The organism is Oscillatoria sp. CS-180 (assembly GCF_028330965.1).
Lineage (GTDB): Bacteria > Cyanobacteriota > Cyanobacteriia > Phormidesmidales > Phormidesmidaceae > Halomicronema.
In genome coordinates, this window is sequence record NZ_JAQMUB010000064.1 from 13,809 (window position 1) to 31,443 (window position 17,635).

Annotated in this window: 20 protein-coding genes; 7 read left to right on the forward strand and 13 right to left on the reverse strand. The window is 50.7% G+C overall.

The genetic code is table 11. From position 1 onward, the window contains the following. The first annotated feature begins 20 nt into the window (after nt 1–20). The 4 genes from PN498_RS15220 (at nt 21) to PN498_RS15235 (ending at nt 3,855) form a co-directional block, all read left to right on the forward strand. Nucleotides 21–89 carry a hypothetical protein gene (locus tag PN498_RS15220; protein WP_272063698.1) on the forward strand — a complete coding sequence of 23 codons (69 nt, stop codon included), beginning with the start codon at nt 21–23 and terminating at the stop codon, nt 87–89. A gap of 413 nt (nt 90–502) precedes the next feature. Then, nucleotides 503–1,420 carry a 2-carboxy-1,4-naphthoquinone phytyltransferase gene (gene menA, locus PN498_RS15225; RefSeq protein ID WP_272063681.1) on the forward strand — a complete coding sequence of 306 codons (918 nt, stop codon included), beginning with the start codon at nt 503–505 and terminating at the stop codon, nt 1,418–1,420. Continuing rightward, nucleotides 1,421–2,413: an o-succinylbenzoate synthase gene (locus PN498_RS15230; protein WP_272063682.1), complete on the forward strand. Its 993-nt coding sequence runs from the start codon at nt 1,421–1,423 to the stop codon at nt 2,411–2,413. Beyond that, nucleotides 2,410–3,855 (forward strand): AMP-binding protein, encoded by a 1,446-nt coding sequence (locus tag PN498_RS15235; RefSeq protein ID WP_272063683.1) that lies wholly within the window; start codon nt 2,410–2,412, stop codon nt 3,853–3,855. The genes PN498_RS15230 and PN498_RS15235 overlap by 4 nt, the downstream gene beginning before the upstream one ends. Here the strand turns inward: PN498_RS15235 and PN498_RS15240 are convergent. The 3 genes from PN498_RS15240 to PN498_RS15250 all read right to left on the reverse strand — a co-directional run bounded on the left by PN498_RS15240 (nt 3,788) and on the right by PN498_RS15250 (nt 5,681). Beyond that, on the reverse strand, nt 3,788–4,198 hold the full coding sequence (locus PN498_RS15240) for an acyl-CoA thioesterase (RefSeq protein ID WP_272063684.1): 411 nt from the start codon (nt 4,196–4,198) through the stop codon (nt 3,788–3,790). The genes PN498_RS15235 and PN498_RS15240 overlap by 68 nt on opposite strands. A gap of 10 nt (nt 4,199–4,208) precedes the next feature. Then, complete coding sequence (locus PN498_RS15245) at nt 4,209–5,210, reverse strand: succinylglutamate desuccinylase/aspartoacylase family protein (RefSeq protein ID WP_334312256.1); 1,002 nt, start codon at nt 5,208–5,210, stop codon at nt 4,209–4,211. 330 nt (nt 5,211–5,540) lie between these two features. Further along, the gene (locus PN498_RS15250; protein ID WP_272063685.1) at nt 5,541–5,681 is read right to left on the reverse strand and encodes a hypothetical protein; all 141 of its coding nucleotides are present in this window, start codon (nt 5,679–5,681) and stop codon (nt 5,541–5,543) included. A 31-nt stretch (nt 5,682–5,712) separates the two neighbouring features. Here PN498_RS15250 and PN498_RS15255 point away from each other — a divergent pair, with 31 nt between their 5' ends. Together PN498_RS15255 and PN498_RS15260 are read left to right on the forward strand one after the other, a co-directional pair. Further along, nucleotides 5,713–6,657, forward strand: a complete 945-nt coding sequence (locus PN498_RS15255; RefSeq protein ID WP_272063686.1) for a WG repeat-containing protein — start codon at nt 5,713–5,715, stop codon at nt 6,655–6,657. Nucleotides 6,658–7,092: 435 nt separating this feature from the next. After that, nucleotides 7,093–7,995, forward strand: coding sequence for a cell division protein FtsX (locus PN498_RS15260; RefSeq protein WP_272063687.1), 903 nt, complete (start codon nt 7,093–7,095; stop codon nt 7,993–7,995). A 58-nt stretch (nt 7,996–8,053) separates the two neighbouring features. On the opposite strand, the gene PN498_RS15265 is transcribed toward PN498_RS15260, so the two are convergent. The 4 genes from PN498_RS15265 to PN498_RS15280 all read right to left on the reverse strand — a co-directional run bounded on the left by PN498_RS15265 (nt 8,054) and on the right by PN498_RS15280 (nt 11,609). Beyond that, nucleotides 8,054–8,245, reverse strand: a complete 192-nt coding sequence (locus tag PN498_RS15265; RefSeq protein WP_272063688.1) for a Sec-independent protein translocase subunit TatA/TatB — start codon at nt 8,243–8,245, stop codon at nt 8,054–8,056. 117 nt (nt 8,246–8,362) lie between these two features. Next, entirely contained in the window at nt 8,363–9,565 is a 1,203-nt protein-coding gene (locus PN498_RS15270) for an aspartate aminotransferase (protein ID WP_272063689.1), read from the reverse strand. 210 nt (nt 9,566–9,775) lie between these two features. After that, nucleotides 9,776–10,915, reverse strand: coding sequence for an iron-containing alcohol dehydrogenase family protein (locus PN498_RS15275; protein ID WP_272063690.1), 1,140 nt, complete (start codon nt 10,913–10,915; stop codon nt 9,776–9,778). Nucleotides 10,916–11,093: 178 nt separating this feature from the next. After that, entirely contained in the window at nt 11,094–11,609 is a 516-nt protein-coding gene (locus tag PN498_RS15280) for a Ycf51 family protein (protein WP_272063691.1), read from the reverse strand. Between the two features lie 280 nt (nt 11,610–11,889). Here PN498_RS15280 and PN498_RS15285 point away from each other — a divergent pair, with 280 nt between their 5' ends. Then, the gene (locus tag PN498_RS15285; protein WP_272063692.1) at nt 11,890–12,528 is read left to right on the forward strand and encodes a hypothetical protein; all 639 of its coding nucleotides are present in this window, start codon (nt 11,890–11,892) and stop codon (nt 12,526–12,528) included. A gap of 61 nt (nt 12,529–12,589) precedes the next feature. Here PN498_RS15285 and PN498_RS15290 read toward each other — a convergent pair whose 3' ends face one another. From PN498_RS15290 to PN498_RS15315, 6 genes are all read right to left on the reverse strand, one after another. After that, complete coding sequence (locus PN498_RS15290; protein ID WP_272063693.1) at nt 12,590–13,462, reverse strand: ABC transporter permease; 873 nt, start codon at nt 13,460–13,462, stop codon at nt 12,590–12,592. 5 nt (nt 13,463–13,467) lie between these two features. Further along, complete coding sequence (locus tag PN498_RS15295; RefSeq protein ID WP_272063694.1) at nt 13,468–14,253, reverse strand: ABC transporter ATP-binding protein; 786 nt, start codon at nt 14,251–14,253, stop codon at nt 13,468–13,470. A 50-nt stretch (nt 14,254–14,303) separates the two neighbouring features. Then, complete coding sequence (locus PN498_RS15300; protein WP_272063695.1) at nt 14,304–15,398, reverse strand: ABC transporter substrate-binding protein; 1,095 nt, start codon at nt 15,396–15,398, stop codon at nt 14,304–14,306. A 63-nt stretch (nt 15,399–15,461) separates the two neighbouring features. Beyond that, nucleotides 15,462–16,460, reverse strand: a complete 999-nt coding sequence (gshB, locus tag PN498_RS15305; protein ID WP_272063696.1) for a glutathione synthase — start codon at nt 16,458–16,460, stop codon at nt 15,462–15,464. 180 nt (nt 16,461–16,640) lie between these two features. Then, nucleotides 16,641–17,495, reverse strand: a complete 855-nt coding sequence (ypfJ, locus tag PN498_RS15310) for a KPN_02809 family neutral zinc metallopeptidase (protein WP_272063700.1) — start codon at nt 17,493–17,495, stop codon at nt 16,641–16,643. A 27-nt stretch (nt 17,496–17,522) separates the two neighbouring features. Continuing rightward, a partial coding sequence (locus tag PN498_RS15315) for an IS1 family transposase (protein ID WP_272061006.1) occupies nt 17,523–17,635 on the reverse strand: 113 nt, incomplete at its 5' end.

The following is a 17,635-nucleotide window of genomic DNA, read 5'->3' on the forward strand; positions in this document are numbered from 1 at the left end:
TTTCTAGTGATCCGTTAGAGCTGGAATGGGAAGAGGTTAAAGTCAAAATTGACTTCGCGGCTGAGCGGCTGATTGTGGCTGAGGAATGAATGAATTTTAAGTTCTCAGTTTTGAGTTTTGAATGATTGAGTCATCGGCGAATCCAAAGCTCAAAGTTGATACTTAAATAAGTTCCCGTTCCTGAGCGGGGTGAAGAGAAAATTGCCGTATTGCCCCCAGAGCAAAGGCTCCAACGAAGCCCAAATACTCGTCTTACGACCCGCTGCTACTGGCAGCTAAAAGCCTTGCTAAAGAAGGCTTTGCTGGAGTTTTGCCTAACGAATAGCTCCTTAGATGGGCTAAGCTATGTCTCTCTGCTGCAAGCTTGACAGCTGTGGCTAGCAGACCTTAGTCGCTGTTGCCGGAATATCAGCCTGATCGCATCGAAAATCTTCGATTTCCCAGTTATGAGCTGCGAGACCGATCTATGCTGGTTTTGCCCTTGGACTATTTTGGATAGGAGATGACTCCACACTCGCACTCTGTTGATAACGCCAAACAGCGGAGACTCTGGCTGGCTGCCCTGAAACCACCGATGTATAGCGTGGCAATTATGCCCATCTTGGTCGGCAGCGCTGTGGCGTTTGCAGAGACGCAGATTTTCAACTTAGGAATCTTTTTGACGTTTCTGGTCTCAGCTGTTCTCATCCTCATTTGGGAGAACTTAAGTAATGATGTCTTCGACTCTGAAACTGGAATCGACGTTAATAAAGCCCATTCGCTGGTTAATTTAACTCGTAACAAGGGCCTGGTGTTTTGGAGTGGCAATCTCTGTTTGGGAATAGGGATTGCAGGGATTGTCACGATCGCTCTCCAGCAGAAAGATCCCACCGTCTTGCTTCTGATTGTCTTAGCTTGTCTGCTGGGGTATGCCTATCAAGGCCCCCCCTTTCGATTGGGCTATCAGGGATTAGGGGAGATTCTCTGTTTTATCAGCTTTGGACCCTTGGGTGTGGGTGCTGCGTACTACAGTCAAGTTCAGGGATGGTCTGTGGGTAGCCAAATCGCTGGAATCATTATTGGCATTACCACATCGCTGGTTCTGCTTTGCTCTCACTTTCACCAAGTTGAGGATGACATTGCTGCTGGAAAGCGATCGCCCATCGTTCGCTTAGGAACGTGGCGAAGTGCATGGCTGGTCCCTGGGTGTTGCGGCATTGTCCTGTTGCTGATTGTGTTCGCTGTAATAGGCGGCTATTTTCCGCTTTGGACCATCATTTCTCTTGCGAGTGTCGTATCAGCTGTCAGACTGTCGCGTCACGTTTTGAAACATCACAACGCACCTGAAAAAGTCTTCAACGCTAAGTTTTACGCGATCGGCTTTCACTTTTGGAGTGGTGTGTTGTTGAGTCTAGGGCTAGTACTGCCTGTGGGACGCTAAATGCTGCGACTGGATTTTCGCCCCTATCGCCGTTCGTTTCGCAAGCCATTGGCAACAGCCCATGGTCTTTGGACGCAGCGGGAAGGCATTATCTTGCGCTTTGAAGACGATCAGGGGCAGGTGAGCTTTGGAGAAATCGCGCCGCTTCCCTGGTTTGGTACGGAGACGCTAGAGCAAGCCCAAGCGTTTTGTCAGCAGTGGCCGCGTGAATTCTTACCTAAGCAGGCGATCGCGATCCCCGATACCTTGCCCGCTTGTCAGTTTGGATTTAATTGTGTTGGTAACCACTCAGGCTTTGGTCAGGACAACGGTGTTTTGAAGACTGACGTGCTCCCATCCCCTAGGGTTATCTGTGCCTTGCTACCGGCTGGTGTGAAGGCGCTCAACACCTGGCAACCACTTTGGGAAAAAGGACACCGTACTTTCAAATGGAAGATCGGGGTAGCTGCGATCGCCGATGAGCTAGCCCTCTTTAAACAGTTGATTGAGGTGTTACCCGTCGAGGCGCGTCTGCGATTGGATGCCAATGGTGGATTGATGCCAGAGGAGGCAGAAAGCTGGCTGAGAGCATGTGATCGCACTCAAGGCAAAGTTGAGTTTATGGAACAGCCCCTACCGCCAAGCAGTGTTTTGACCTGGGTAAGCGAACGGGCTGTGAATTTTGAAACGGCGATCGCGCTAGATGAATCTGTGGCGACTTTTCAACAGTTTCAGCAGGTCTATGAGCAAATGGGCGATCGGGTGATCTATGTGGTGAAACCTGCGATTCTGGGTTTTTCCCATCGAGTAAGCCGTTTCTGCCGTCAGCATCGCCTCGATATTGTCTTCTCTTCAGCCCTAGAAACACCTGTGGGGTTTCATCGCGCTATGGAGCTGGCTCAACACATTTGGCAGTTGGGAATGCCAAAACGAGCGATAGGCTTCGGTGTTAGCCAGTGGTTTGCAGACGATTGGCATCTGCTCAGTGAGGCTGCTGTATGGAATCAATTATGACAGCTACTGCCCTACTTCAGCAGCGATTGGGCGCGCTATGGCTCTTGGGTACGGATTCGGCCCGATTTTGGCCATACTTGCAGGAATTCCAGGCTGAATTCGAAGTGAAGAGTCCTAACGACGTTCTTTTGATAGATGCCGAACCCGTCCGATTTCTAGCAGCGTTCCTAGCCGCCTGTCAGCACCCCTGTCGCCTCTGGTTGGCAGATCCTCGGTGGGGACAGCGCGAATGGCAGCAGGTATATGAGCAGTGTCCTGAGCTGGTTGCGGACCAGTCCTACATAGTGGGCGATTCTCAGATTATCAATACCATTGCGAGAACTAGCGAGACGGCTTCTCCGTATCCGGCTGAGACACTCACAACAACCGAAACTCAAATTTTGATTCCCACAGGAGGCTCCTCTGGCAATATTCGATTTGCGGTCCATACTTGGCAGACTTTGATGGCTTCAGTGCAAGGGTTTCGGCAGCATTTTCAAAGCGATGTCGTGAATGCATATTGTGTGTTGCCGCTGTTTCATGTCAGTGGACTGATGCAGGCCATGCGATGTTGGGTATCTGGTGGACAACTGGTTGTTCAATCATTTCCAATGCTCTTGAAAGAAGGCCCCATCGAAACGTCTCTGCCTTCCGGTTTCCTGTCTCTGGTTCCTACGCAGCTTCAGCGTCTGTTGAAGCACGATCGCGACTTTACGTCCTGGTTGCGGCAGTTCACTGCTGTTTTGCTGGGAGGTGCCCCTACTTGGCCGACTTTGCTTCAGGAGGCTCGGGCCTGCCAACTACCCCTAGCGCCGACCTATGGCATGACCGAAACAGCATCACAAGTTGCCACTTTGCTACCTCAGCAATTTCTTGCCGGGCGAGCGGGTAGCGGTTGCGCTCTACCTCATGCTCAAATCACCATCGTCGATCAGGCTGGACAGTCTTTAGCAGCAGGTAAATCAGGGCGTATTGCAATTCAGGCGACTTCGTTAGCAAAGGGCTATTGGCAAAAACCGTTTAACTCGCCGTTTCTTACCGGAGATCTCGGCTATTGGGATGATCTAGGCATTCTTCATGTGATGGGACGGGAAAAGGGGCTGATTATGACCGGGGGAGAAAAAGTGCTGCCAGAGGAAGTGGAGTCTGCGATTCTCAAAACGGGCTTGGTCAAAGACGTGGCGGTTGTTGGTGTGCCGGATGAGGACTGGGGAGAGATAGTTGTTGCGGTTGTTGTGCCGGAGATTTGGGGATGGTCTAGCGATCGCCTCGCACAGACCCTCAAATCTCACCTCAGTCCATACAAGCTGCCAAAACACTGGTTCACCCAATCGTCTTTACCTCGGACTGCACAAGGCAAAGTCAATCGCGCTGACATCCGCGACTGGATTGTAGCTACGCTGACCCGTATTGCTGAAGCCACTGAGTCAGTTCCTCCGTCAACGGTTGCCGCTGACGAGTAGCGGTCTCAATGCAGACGTGGCGGGTGAGGGCGATCGCCGCCGTTTTACCGGTCTCTTGAAGAACCGTGTACCGAATGTCAAAACTGTCAAGCGCAGTTTGGATAGGTACCAGTTGAATGGTGATCCCATCCCCGCACAAGAGCGGACGATGGAAGTCAGCTTCAGTGTGGGTAATGGGAACAGCAGTCTCACCTCGGCTGAAAAAGGTGCGGACGTTGATCCCCGTCTGTTGCAGCGACGCTTCATACGCTTCATGGCAGAAGTTGAAAATTCTAGAGAAGTAGACTACGCCGGCGGCATCTGTCTCTGCGAAGCAAATGGTTCGACGGTACTCAAAGGTCATTCATCATCGCCTATTCAGATTTAGCAATATGAACTAAGGCATCTCCCTGGTGGATCAGCGGGTTTTGATTATGGCCGATGATCCAGCCATCTGCCGGACTCCTCACGGGTGTTGGCTTTTCGCCAAAAGAATCAGTGATGAATCCCAATGAATCTTTGGGACTAACTCGCTGGCCCAAGGTTACTTGACGATGCCACAATCCCCCCCGAGAAGCTCTGATCCAGCGGGTTTCATAAGACTCAACCGGAATCACGACCTGAGGAGGAGCATCCAAGGTATACATGTCTAAGTAGGCTAGCGATCGCCGAATCCCCTCGACCCCCACGCGAATGGCCTCTTCACCAAATCTTAGGGCTTCGCCACCTTCGTAAAGTAGTGTTGGAATGTTGCGTTGAGCGGCTGATTCTCGTAAGGAGCCATCTCTTGTACCCGCATGAATGATAATCGGGGCACCAAAAGCTTTGGCAAAATGGTGCGTTGTCGGATCTTTCAGATTGGCGCGAACTTGGGGAAAGTTGTCGCGATGAATGGCGGCTGTGTGTAGGTCGATGCCGTGGGTACAGTGGCTCACGACTTCTCGCATAAAAATAGCGGCTAAACGGGCGGCCAGCGATCCCCGTGAGGAACCCGGAAAGGAGCGGTTCAGATCACGTCGGTCTGGCAAGTAGCGGGACTGTTCGATTAATCCAAAGATATTGACAACGGGAACAGCTAGCACCGTTCCGTGGAGAAAGGACGGCTTAATCGTGTGAATGACACGGCGAATGATTTCTACCCCATTGAGTTCGTCCCCATGAATGGCAGCACTTAGCCAGATGCATGGGCCAGGGTATCGCCCCCTAACGACGGCAACTGGGAGAGACATCGTCGTGCCAGTGGGCAGTCGCGCTACCGGAATCTCCACTTTGGTCCGTTTGCCTGGGGAAATATTGACGCCACCAATGACGAGCGGCGATCGCCCCGAAACCAGCTGAGAATTGGGAACTGGAGGAACCACCGGATCAACGCTCAAGTGTTCTACGCTCCATCAGACTTCAATTGGTTTTATACGCTAGCAAATTATTCATAATCATTGATAGGTCTGAAACAATAGCGATGTCCCTGTTGAAAAGGACTATAGCGATCCTAGATTGGGATCTGAATCAAGTTTCCTTGGAAAAACCCTATTCAAAAAGCCTCCTGACCCCCAGAAATTATCTGAGATGGCTATATTCTGTCGTGTAATTCTATGAAGAAACTTGTAAGAGCGTGATATTCGCCCAGAACTAAAACGGTTTGTATCAATTCAGCGCTCTTTCACTTTATTTCCGTCAAGTTGGAAATTGAAATGGATCAATCGCTTCTACACATGAATATCTATGCTGTCTAATTTGCTTGGATGGACCGCGATGGGATGTAGCCTTTTGGCGATCGCCAGTTGTAGTGGTTGGGTCAGCGCCTCTACGAATTCTGAACACCCTGCGTCCGTGATGGTAAAGTTCATAAAACCTACCTCTCTTGAAGCGTCTCAGATTATGCCAGAGCCACTACTGTTTGAGACAGCGGCTGACTTTGCTGAAGGAACCGCTGCCGTTCGCCTTGGAGAGAAACTAGGCTACATCGATCACAAAGGCGTCTTGATCACTGAAATTGCAGACCCTAACGTTGGCATCATTGGCAATTTTTCTGAGGAGCTTGCGATCGCCCGTGCTGGCGAATACCACGGCTATATCGATGTTTCAGGGGATTGGGCGATCGCGGTGCAGTTCAAGCAAGCAAAGTCCTTTTCAGAAGGGCTTGCCGCTGTCCAAGGAAGGGAGAAATATGGATTCGTCAATACCCGAGGTCAATGGGTTATTGAACCCGAATTTGTTTTAGCAGAGAGCTTTTCCGAGGGCCTAGCTGTCGTCAAGCAGGATAATCGATATGGTTATGTTGATCAACACGGTGACTTTGCAATTCCTATCCAGTTCAAAGACGCCTGGCAGTTTTCCAATCAGCGTGCGGTCGTCAAAGTTGATAATCAGTATGGCTATCTTGCCCCTGATGGCAATATCGCTATTCCTCTAACGTTTGATGGCGCATTTACCTTTTCAGAAGGACTTGCACGTGTCCGTCAAGGGAGCCAATGGGGCTTTATCAGTCCTGACGGTGAGCAGGCTATTCCACCTCAGTTTGACTACGCTTCAGACTTTTCGGAAGACCGAGCCGTCGTTCTGCAGAGAGGCCAATGGGGCTACATTGATCGCACTGGAGAAATGGCTGTTTCTGGAAACTTTAGCTACGCCGCTGATTTTTCAGAAGGGCTAGCTGCTGTGCAGATCGAGGGCAAGTATGGCTATGTAGACATAGGTGGCAAGATGGTGATTGAGCCGATCTTCCAAAATGCAGGGCCATTTTCAGAAGGATTAGCCAGAGTTCAAGTGGGCGATCGCTGGGGCTACGTCAAACCCAATGGACAATTGCTAACCCAGCAGTAGTTGGCTTTTACCCTATACCATTTATTGTAAATCTGCCTTTCCACGGGCGGCACAGAGGGATTCCAACGACGTCTCCAAATAGAACCCTCCACACCCTACAATTAGTGCAGGATAGGTGTTGCTCACCCCATCTATGGGATCAATTGGATAATTCCCGTGTGTGAACGATCGCTGCATACGCTTGACAAGACCTGCTATCCCCGCCTAATTTAATCCATGCTCTTGCATCGGAACCGTATATGCCGAGGCAAGAGATTGGGCCGACTTGATGTCCCAGGGTGTCTGTGTTTCGACGAACTTGAACGACGTGGATTTTTTCGGCTGGTTTGTAAAGTTAGGCAATGGTTTCTAAGCGACCCTAGCTGAAACAAACGTTATCTCAAGAACAACGCGGTCATTTTCAGGATTATTGGCTTTTTTCCCTGGTTGACTCTGATGCTAAAAGCATTTACCAAGGCTGACTACTTGATTCGAGAAACCCTGTTAGGGTTGCGGCGCGGTGGCTGGATGAACTGGGCCGCCATTAGCACGATGACTGTTCTTCTGTTCCTGTTTGGCGTGAGCTTGCAAGCCAGTTGGCAGCTAGAAGGACTCTTAAACCAATTTGGCAGTCAGCTCGAAGTTTCGGTCTATCTCGATAGTGGGGTTCAGGCTGATTCGTTGCAGGATACGGTAGCAGCCCTGCCAGAAGTTACTACAGTCGAATCGATTTCCAAGGAAGTGGCTTGGGAAGAGTTAGTTTCGGATTTAGGCATTTCAGATATCGCCGGAGCGACTGAGCAGCTGAAGGGGAATCCGCTAGTTGATGCGCTACGAGTTAAAGCCAGTCGCTCTGAAGCTGTTCCTACCCTGGCCGCCCAACTGTCTGACATGGAAGGCGTTAATGAAGTCCTTTATGTTGATGAGGCTGTGCAGCGTTTGCAGCAGCTCAACGACGGACTACGCTGGGCCAGCGTTGTTGTCGTCAGCATTTTAAGTCTGACTGCGATCGCCGTTATCACCACCACCATTCGTCTCATCGTCATGGCCCGCCGCCACGAAATTGAGGTCATGCAGCTGGTAGGAGCAACCAATATCTGGATTTATCTACCGTTTATCCTGCAGGGTGCCTTTTTCGGCCTCGTTGGTGCAGGCGTCGCCTGGAGCTTGTTGACTGGAATTCATCGATTCCTGCGTGAACTCGTTAACCAACAGCCCGATTTCATCCAATTCGTTGTGAACGGACTGGAGCTTACCGCTCAACAAGCTTTGCTTCTTCCCTCAGCACTCTTAGGACTGGGCTGCATTGTCGGCCTGATGGGAAGTTTGGTGGCAGTTCGCAAATATGCGCTGAAGTAATCCAAGCCATAGCGTGCTCTGGGATAGAAAAGAGCTGAGGTACTTCAAAGAGTTGTGCTTAGCGATCGTCGTCCTCTTCGTCTTCCAAGTAGGCTGTCTCATCCTCGGGGGCGTCGTTATTCATTTCTTCTCGGAAGCCTCGCAGTGTCTTACCCAAAGCACTGCCCAATTCAGGAATCTTTTTAGGACCAAAAATCAATAGCCCCACTCCCAAAACCAAAATTACTTCCGTCCAGCCGATGTTAAACATAGTTATCGTGCTCTGCGATCGCCTTCGTGTTAGAGAGATTGTATAGCAGACGGTCAGTTCTCTTAGGTCAAACCTGCGAACCATCTACCTACACGTCCGTTGGTAACTCATTGATGCTTAAACTTTTGCCGTAACGGGTTCGTATCGAATGTTAGCCTGTCGCAAGCGATTCATGGCTTCACCTAAGCGATCGCAATCCGCAATCAAGCTAATGCGCACATACCCTTCTCCGCCCCGGCCAAAGGCATTGCCAGGTGTCAACACAACTCCTGTCTGCTCTAAAACCGACAGCGCGAAGTCGGTTGAAGAAATGCCGGGTGGGCAAGCAGCCCAGAGATACATCGTGGCGCGAGTTTTGGGAACAGTCCAGCCTAACGACGCAAATTCTTGAATTAGAAAATCGCGGCGGGTTCGATAGCGAGTCTGAACGGCTTCTAGATAGTGATCGGGAAGCTGGAGAGCAGTTTCAGCAGCTTTTTGTAGCGCGGCGAAAATACCATAGTCTAGATTGGTTTTGAGGGTACGCAGTCCTTGAATGATATGACGGTTGCCAACGACAAATCCCACTCGCCAACCCGCCATATTGTAGGTCTTGGATAATGTGTGAAACTCGACCCCAATATCCTTAGCACCTGGAATCTCCAGTAGGCTAGTGGGCTGGTAATTGTCAAAAGCTAGCTCGGCATAGCACAAATCATGGACCAGCATAATTTCATATCGGCGAGCAAAGGCGACAATTTCTTCAAAGAATTCACGGGGCGCAGTTGCTGCTGTTGGATTGTTGGGATAGTTGAAGAATAAAACTTTAGCTCGCTCGGCAACCGCGTCTGGAATGGTCGTTAAATCAATCAGCCAATCATTCTTGATGCTGAGCGGAATATCGACAATTTTGCCGCCCGCGATCGCAGGTCCCCTGAAATGGGCCGGATAGGCCGGAGTCGGCACCAGGACCGTATCTCCCGGATTGATAAACGCCATCGCCAGATGTGCCAACCCTTCTTTCGAACCTAAGAGGGGTAATGCCTCGCCGTTTGAGTCCAGCGTGACTCCATAGCGACGGTGATACCAGCGCGTGATGGCCTCCCGAAAGCTACCCGTGCCTTCAAAAGGTGGATAGCCGTGGTTAGCACTATCTTGAATTGCCCGATATGCGGCCTCAACGACAGGTTCAGGAGTTGGCCCATCTGGATTACCCATCCCCAGATCAATTAAGTCTAGCCCTCGCTCTCTCGCCCCTGCCTTTAGCTCATCTAAACGAGCAAAGACATAGGGGGGCAGCCGACGCACACGCTCTGCCGGTTGCAGCCAATCCAGATTCATGTCTGCGACTCCTCTCGTAAACAGGTTAAGGGACGGCATGTCTGAGACTGATGGAGGGGGATAGTCCCGTTTTCTCAGAACCGAGTCGAAGACCTAGAGTTCCTTTCAGAAAACTACTTCCGCTGCTGTCTGAGATCACTTGCCAAATGTCCCGAATGTATCAGATTTTCGCCTCTCCAAACGGCTTGTTCTGCAAAGCGTTATGTTCCTCTAAGGCGTTAATACAGGGGTGATCGACGTTCCTGCAGCTGTTGGTTTAATCTCAGTCGCTGTTGTGGTGACCAAAGCCCCCATCAGAGCTTCAGGAGTCATGCTGAATGGCAGGTGAAAAATATCAGAACCTGGACGACAGGCGATCGCGGCGGCATGCTGAAGATCCTTGATGCGAATCTCCGCCATGTTCATGTCTGCCAAAGTTCTGGGAAGTCCCACTGCCTCATAAAACTGGATCAGCTGTTGACGAGCGGCGTAGGCCAAAGAAGACTGCTGGGCAATCTCTTCTAAGCGCAACTGTACCAGAATGCCATAGGCTACTTTCTCGCCGTGGAGAATGCCGTGACTCTTGGACAGATGTGTTAGGCCATTGTGAACAGCGTGAGCGGCTACAGTGCGACATTGGGCACCGCCTAGTCCACCCATGACACCTGCCAAAAGGACACAGGCGTCTACAACTTCTCGCCAGTCTGAACCGCCTGGTTCAGCCAGCGCTGCCGGGGTTTTTTGGAAAAGCAAATCTCGAAGAACACGGGCTTGTTGAACCGCAGCAATGACCAGCGTATGGTCGGACGAACCACTACTCACAGAGCCTTCATACCACTTTGCTAGTGCGTCGCCAATGCCAGCAATGAGCGTACGCTGAGGGGCTGTTGCCACCAAGTCGTAGTCCAGAATGAGCAAATCAGGACAGCGGTCTAGGGCAACATCGTAAAGAAATGCGCCAGCTTCTGAGTAAACATTGGAGAGCGCCGTCCACGCAGCACAGGTAGCAGCGGAAGTGGGTATTGTCACTACAGGCAAGCGGAGCTGATGCGCAATGAGTTTTGCCGTATCCAGGGCTTTTCCGCCACCCACACCAATCATAAAATCTGCATCATGCTCAGTAGCCTCTAGCTTTAGCCGCTCTAAACTAGCTTCGCTACAGTTGTTGCCATAGGAAATCTGTCGGGCTGCCAGGCTTGCGATCGCAGGTGTCAGAAAAGGAGCCGCAACAGACAGACTGAGATCGCCTCCAATGACTAGAGGTCGTTCACCTAGTGAGGCAATGATGTCTCCCATCGAGGCAAGAATGCCTGCGCCCCGTCTTACTTGAGCTGGTGCAACCATTAAAGGTGCGAAAGTGGTTGATGTCATAGGCTTGAATCCGTTTTGTCAGATTTGTCAGAAATGAGGGCAAAAAGCACAGTGGAAGACATTGAGAAAAAGCTCATTGGCTCATTGAACAATTCATAATCCTAATTCGATTGCTCCTTGTCACCCAGGGCAAGGGCAATTCAAAAGCGGGAAATGCTCGACAGCGATCGCCCAATGACTAGCTTTGAGGCAGTTCTGTAAACGCTTTCTCCGAAATCTCAATAGATAGGGGTTGATCAGAGTTTGCTTTGGAAGAGGGTTGAACTTGTCCTAAATACACCAACTTAGAAATTCCTTCAGGTTCGTGCACGATAGTTCTGGCACGAATGGTCGGTGTTTCTCCTCTCATTCCTCCCAAACGACTGGGTTTGAGTAAATTACTCGCTGCCTGTTGGAGGGTCGCTTCAAGTTCGGAAGGGGTAATGTCATCAGACACTTTAATCACAATCTGTGTTGCCCCAGAATCATAAACCGTCGAATAGGGCACTGAACCCGGAACAACTGTGCGGGTAAATGGCTCAAAGCTTAAACCCAACATCCCGCCTGTGAGGACACCCATGAAGCTGGTGATACCGACTAACCTAAATCGAAATCCCCACCCAAAGACAAACGCTAGTAGCGTGATTCCCGCCATTGCTAAGGTGGCTATACCGAAGTATTTCGTGGCTTCTAAAAAATCTGCGGGGGTAGGCATAGACACAAACGCTATTGTTTTAGCTCAAGGACTGCAACAAATGGGACGATACCTCTCTGGTGATTTCCCAAGTCTTACTGGTCTCTGATTTTATCAGTTCCATTCCACCTAACCTTGCCTGTCTAAAGAGACTCTTAAGACGGCAACATCGGGTGACAAGATGTTCTTCTTGAACGAAGACGGGGCATCTTCTGCAATAGAGACGGGTCATCTTCCTCAATAGAGAAGTATTATGTGCCAAGTCACGAAATTGGCATATTCAAGTCTAAGGAGAGATTTCATGCTGATATTTCGCCGCCAGGTTAAGAGAATTGCAGCTAGTGCTATCGTTGCGCTACTCGTTGCAAGCTGTGGCGAATCGAAGGTATCTCAGTGCAATCGACTGGCTGAGGTCGTCAACAAAGCGCAGGGATTTATGCCTGCGTTTGAAAGCAATATTCAAACATTCAGTGCCAATGCTGCTCAGGTCGAAAGCTTGGGCGATATTAAAGCAGCTGCCAATCAATATGTGACTGCTGTTGACGAGGTTGTCAGTGATTTAGATGCCCTGTCTGTAGAGCTAGAAGGGACTGATCTGGACGATGAGCAGTTGATTGGCTATCGCGATCGCTACATCGAAATGGTCGAAGGATTTAGTAGCGCCCTGAGCCAGGCTAGTGATGCCATGGGAATTGTGCAAGAGGTTCAGGCTGAAGCCGACTTACCGGCCAAAATTGAGGAATCTCAGCAGCAGACCGTGCAAGCTGTGCAGCTCATTCAAGAGTTATCGGTGCAGGAATCCACGATTATCAATCAGGTGAATACTTATTGTGGTGCGGAAGGTGCAGAGGGTGCCCCTGGAGAACCGTCTGAGACCGTTGAGCCTGCCCCAGAAACACCAGCGGCACCAGAAGAGGAAACCCCTGAGACAGCAGAGTAGGGACAGTGCTAAAGAGGAAGGCAGGAGGATGAAACTTAGGTTCATCGCTTTTGACGTTGATTCAGTTTTCGCGGCGGATGGCGCTTTCATGCCAGTGGCTCAGCAAGCGATCAGACAGGACGGTTAAACCGACAAAAATGAGGACCCCAAGCAGTGTAGTCATGATCAGCGCTGCAAACATGCGGGGAATTTGTAGGCGGTAGCTGGACATCAAAATTTGGTAAGCAATACCTGATCGCGCGCCTCCTGTTCCCGCCACAAATTCTGCGACGACAGCGCCAATGAGGGCTAAGCCGCCACTAATTCTCAAGCCGCCTAGAAAGTAGGGCATGGCACTAGGTAGACGTAGATGCCAGAGGGTTTGCCAGCGAGAAGCGCCATAGAGACGAAACAGGTTGGTCAAATTATGGTCAGCGCTGTTGAGGCCCAACGTCGTATTAGACACGATGGGAAACAGGGCAACAATCCAGGCGCAGACGACTAGCGCGGCAAAGGTACTGTTCTTAAACCAAATGATGATGAGGGGAGCGATCGCGACAATCGGCGTAGTCTGTAAGATGACAGCGTAGGGAAAAAAGCTGCGCTCAATCCACTTGCTCTGGGTGAAGATAACAGCGATGAGCAGGCCAGAGGCGATCGCGATTAGAAAAGCCGCCACTGTAATTTGTAGGGTAATCAACAGCGATGGAAACAGTTCCGGCCACTCTGTTACCAAGGTTTGAAAAACGAGTAGCGGTCCCGGTAGCAGGTAAGGCGGCACCTCAAACAGTCGTACCAGGCTTTCCCACAGCGTCAACATGCACAGCCCAACGATGATCGGAGCAATAATTTCGGGTTTATTGAGTCGCGATTTCCAACTGCTTGACAGACGACTTTTGGGAATGGCTGGTCGATTTAATCGTGATGCAGGCTGTTGAGAATCTTTGAGAACCATGAAGTTTAGATAGTAGGACGAGGACTGGCAACAGGATCACTTACGGCTTCGCCTGTAGACAGGTGATGCAGAATCTCCCGACAGTACTGGTTAAATAAGGGAGACGTGCGGAAGTCCTCTGTGCGAGGATAGGCAGCTTCAATGGAGACTTCAGCGACGATCCGACCAGGATGGGCAGCCATGACCAGCACTCGATTTGCAAGGTACACTGCTTCATAGATATTGTGAGTAACGAAAATGACTGTCCAGTGATACTGTTCCCATAAATGCAGCAGATCAGTGTTCAGGCGACCGCGCGTCATCTCATCCAGGGCGCCAAAAGGCTCGTCCATTAGCAATAGATTGGGCTGTGTTACTAGTGCCCGAGCAATCGAGACTCGCATTCTCATACCGCCGGAGAGCTGCCGAGGATAGCTGCGCTCAAACCCTTGCAGGTTGACCCGATTCAGGGCTTCTTGAATACGACTCCGACTTGCTCGGAGAGACTGCCCTTTGAGCTTCAGCGGTAGATAGACGTTCTCAACTACGGTAGCCCACGGCATCAGAGCGGCTTCTTGGAATACATAGGCCAAGGCGCGATCGCCCTTCGATACTCCCCAGTCCAGCCGACCCGAGCTGGCATTCCCTAGTCCGGCAATTAACTTCAGCACCGTACTCTTGCCGCAGCCAGACGGTCCCACTAAGCTGACAAACTCACCTTTTCGGATAGCCAAGTCGACCCCTTGTAGAGCGACAGTACCGTTGGTGTAAATTTTGTCTACCTGATGCAGAGCGATCGCGGTTGGCGTCATCAGCTTAACGAGGTTTGACTGGATGGCGAGAAAGCGAGATAAGGGGGCTACTAGGACTCGTAATACTCCGTTCCTTTATTGGTGAAATCGAGCGTAAAGGCTTGGGTATAGTCAACGTCTGGCTCTAGAACCTCTGCTTCCACTAAGGTATCGAAGAAGGACTTCCACCGTTCTTCAGTCATGGCACCAATGCCCATTTCCTCAGCATCCCCAGAGACCACGATGCCGTACTCCTTCATTTTCTCGATGCCATACGCAATCTGCTCGTCCGTCATCTCAGGATTGTCCTGCTTGATGAGTTCGTTGCCGGGGGTTGGATCATCGTTGAGATAGCTATACCAGCCTTTGATCGAAGCATCGACAAACCGCTGCACCTTGTCAGGATCGCTATCAACAATCTCTTGTCGGGTTTCAATGGTGGTCGAATAAGGATCGTACCCATAATCGGCTAAAAGCAACACAACGGGTTCGAAGCCGCCTTCCTTGGCAATGGTCAGCGGTTCGGAACTGAGGTAGCCCTGCTGAGCGGCTGTTTCATCTGCCAAAAAAGGACCTGGATTAAAGTTGTATGGGCGCTTCATGTCCTCTGTGAAACCATACTTTGCGGACAGGAGCGGCCAGTATGTCACGTTTGCGGCTGAAGAGATATAAATGGGTCGACCTTGCAAGTCCTCTAATGAATTGACGCCCTGATCGGGATGAGCGATAAGGATTTGTGGATCCTTCTGAAAAATAGAGGCGACGGTCACTTTAGGAATGCCCTCTTGGACCGCCTGGAGCGCATCTGAACCATAGCCCATAAAGAAATCAACGCTGCCACCCATTAACAGTTGCGTGCCGTTGACTTGGGGACCGCCCATTTGGATGGTGACGTCCAATCCATGATCGGCGTAAATGCCTGTCGCGATCGCCTGATAGAACCCACCATGTTCAGCTTGGGCATACCAGTTTGTCCCATAGGTGACTTTTTGCAGTTCGCCGCTGGCAGGTTCTGCGTCTGTCGGTTCAGCCTCAGCCGATTCAACAGTTGTGGTTTCCGAAGCGGTATCGCTGCCGCCCGTACAAGCTGCCAAAACACTAGCACTAACCAACAAAGAGCCGTACCTGACAAATCGACGACGGCCAAAAGATAGCGAGTTATTCATCCAATGCTGGCTCAAAACCCTTACCTCTTCTTTAATCCACCTTAACTGTAAGACATTTTATAACTAGAATTTATTTCGCAGGGGCTTCTCAAGGCCCACGTTCAGTCTATTTTCAATCCATGTGATCACCTGCTGACCTAAACTGACATTATCTAAACGGTCAATTTCGCGAATGCCGGTGGGACTGGTCACATTAACTTCAGTTAAATATCCCCCAATAATATCGATACCGACAAAGATGAGGCCATCACGTCGCAATGTGGCCGCTAGCTGGCTCGCAATTTCGCGATCGCGCTCCGTAATCGTGACTTTGGCGACCCGTCCGCCTACCGCCATGTTGCCGCGAAATTCATTGCCTGTTGGAATCCGATTAACTGCACCAATGGGTTCGCCATCCAGGAGAATGACTCGTTTGTCACCGTCTTTCGCCTCAGGCAGATAAGTTTGAATCATGACGGGTTCGCGACCGCGCAGGGTACTGATTTCGATCATCGAGTTGAGATTGCGATCGCCCTGCTCCAGAAATAGAATCCCCTCCCCTGCCTTGCCGCCGAGGGGCTTCAATACGGCCCGTCCCCACTGCTCTACCGTTTTCTGAATGACTGCCTTGTCGCGACTAACCATCGTCTCAGGAATAGCCTGAGTAAATTGCAGAGCATACATTTTTTCATTTGCCGTTCGAAGACCTTGAGGCGAGTTCATCACCAATGTTTTGACTGGATCAATGTAATCAAGAATGTAAGTGGTATAGAGATAGGGAATGGTCACGGGTGGATCGGTCCGCATCATCACCACGTCCATGGTCTCCAAAGATTGATAGACCCACTCACCTAAGCTAAACCAGTCCTTTTCGGCAATCCAGCGGTTGTCTCCCAGCGTTACCGGCTTCAACGTTACCGGCTGCATTCGTCCCATCGCTTTGCCAGCCTCGACCCCCAACCACTCTGCTTGAGTCACCCAAACTTCGTGTCCTGCCGCTTGCGCCGCCTCCATTAGAGCGACGCTCGTATCGTGTCCCGCATCCAGCAGCTGAATGGGATCAATGATGAATGCAAATTTCACTGCCTAATACCCCTCGAAAGCCCAAAGATGATTGTGGCATGTTTCCTGAAAGGGATGTGCTCAGGGCATAAGTTAGGAGTCTGTAAACGCTATGGTAGCTTTTCGAAGGATAGATAAATCAATTTTTCTGTTGGGTTTAATTTGCCGGGCGTCCTGGCTACGTTTGTAAAAGCGGTGCTGTTATAGATTCGCAGCCTCAAAGGTATTGCACTGATTAAATTCACCTGTTTGAATGCCTGTTGAAAACCAGCGGACCCGTTGCTCGGAGGTGCCGTGAGTGAAGGAATCAGGGGTGACGTAGCCGCGTGATTGCATTTGTAGGCGATCGTCTCCAACGGCGCTAGCTGCGTTTAACGCCTCTTCAATATCTCCCCGTTCGAGAATGTCGCGGCTCTCTTCTGCATGATGCGCCCAGACACCTGCCAAACAATCGGCCTGTAGCTCTAGCCGAACCGAGAGCTCGTTGGCCTGGGTCTGACCCACCTGCTGTTGCAGCTCTTGCACCTGCCCTAAGATACCGAGTACGTTCTGCACATGATGTCCAACTTCGTGGGCAATAACGTATGCCTGAGCGAAGTCTCCAGGGGCTTGGTAACGAGTTCTCAATTCATCATAAAAGCTCAAGTCAATATAGACCTTTTGGTCGGCGGGACAGTAGAACGGCCCGATTGCAGCTTGAGCAAAACCACAGGCTGAATCCACCTGTCCAGTAAATAGCACTAAAGTTGGCTCTGGATAGTCCGCATCAAACTTCTGCTGAAACAGGCTATTCCAGGTGTCTTCAGTATCTGCTAAGACAACAGAAACGAAATCTGCCAGCTCGTCTTCCTCGGCAGGTCGCGGCTCGCTTGTGGTCACCGGAGGAGACTGAGTGGGCTGTTGAAATACAACACCGGGGTCACCGCCCAAGAGAGTAATGAGGAGGGCGATCGCGATCGTTCCTAGACCGCCACCCCCAACCATCACGCCTCTAGATACACCGCGTCCACGGCGATCGTCTACATTTGTGCTCCGCCGTCCCCGCTCCCATTTCAGGTAGTGTTCTAGACCTGTGGAAAGCGGTCATATAGCTCGTCCAAATTCATGGCGGTTGATAAACAAGCCAATTACTGTATCGTGCATCAAAACGGATTTGGAAAAGCAAATCGTCTTGCGGGCCAAGCGTTTGATCCGCG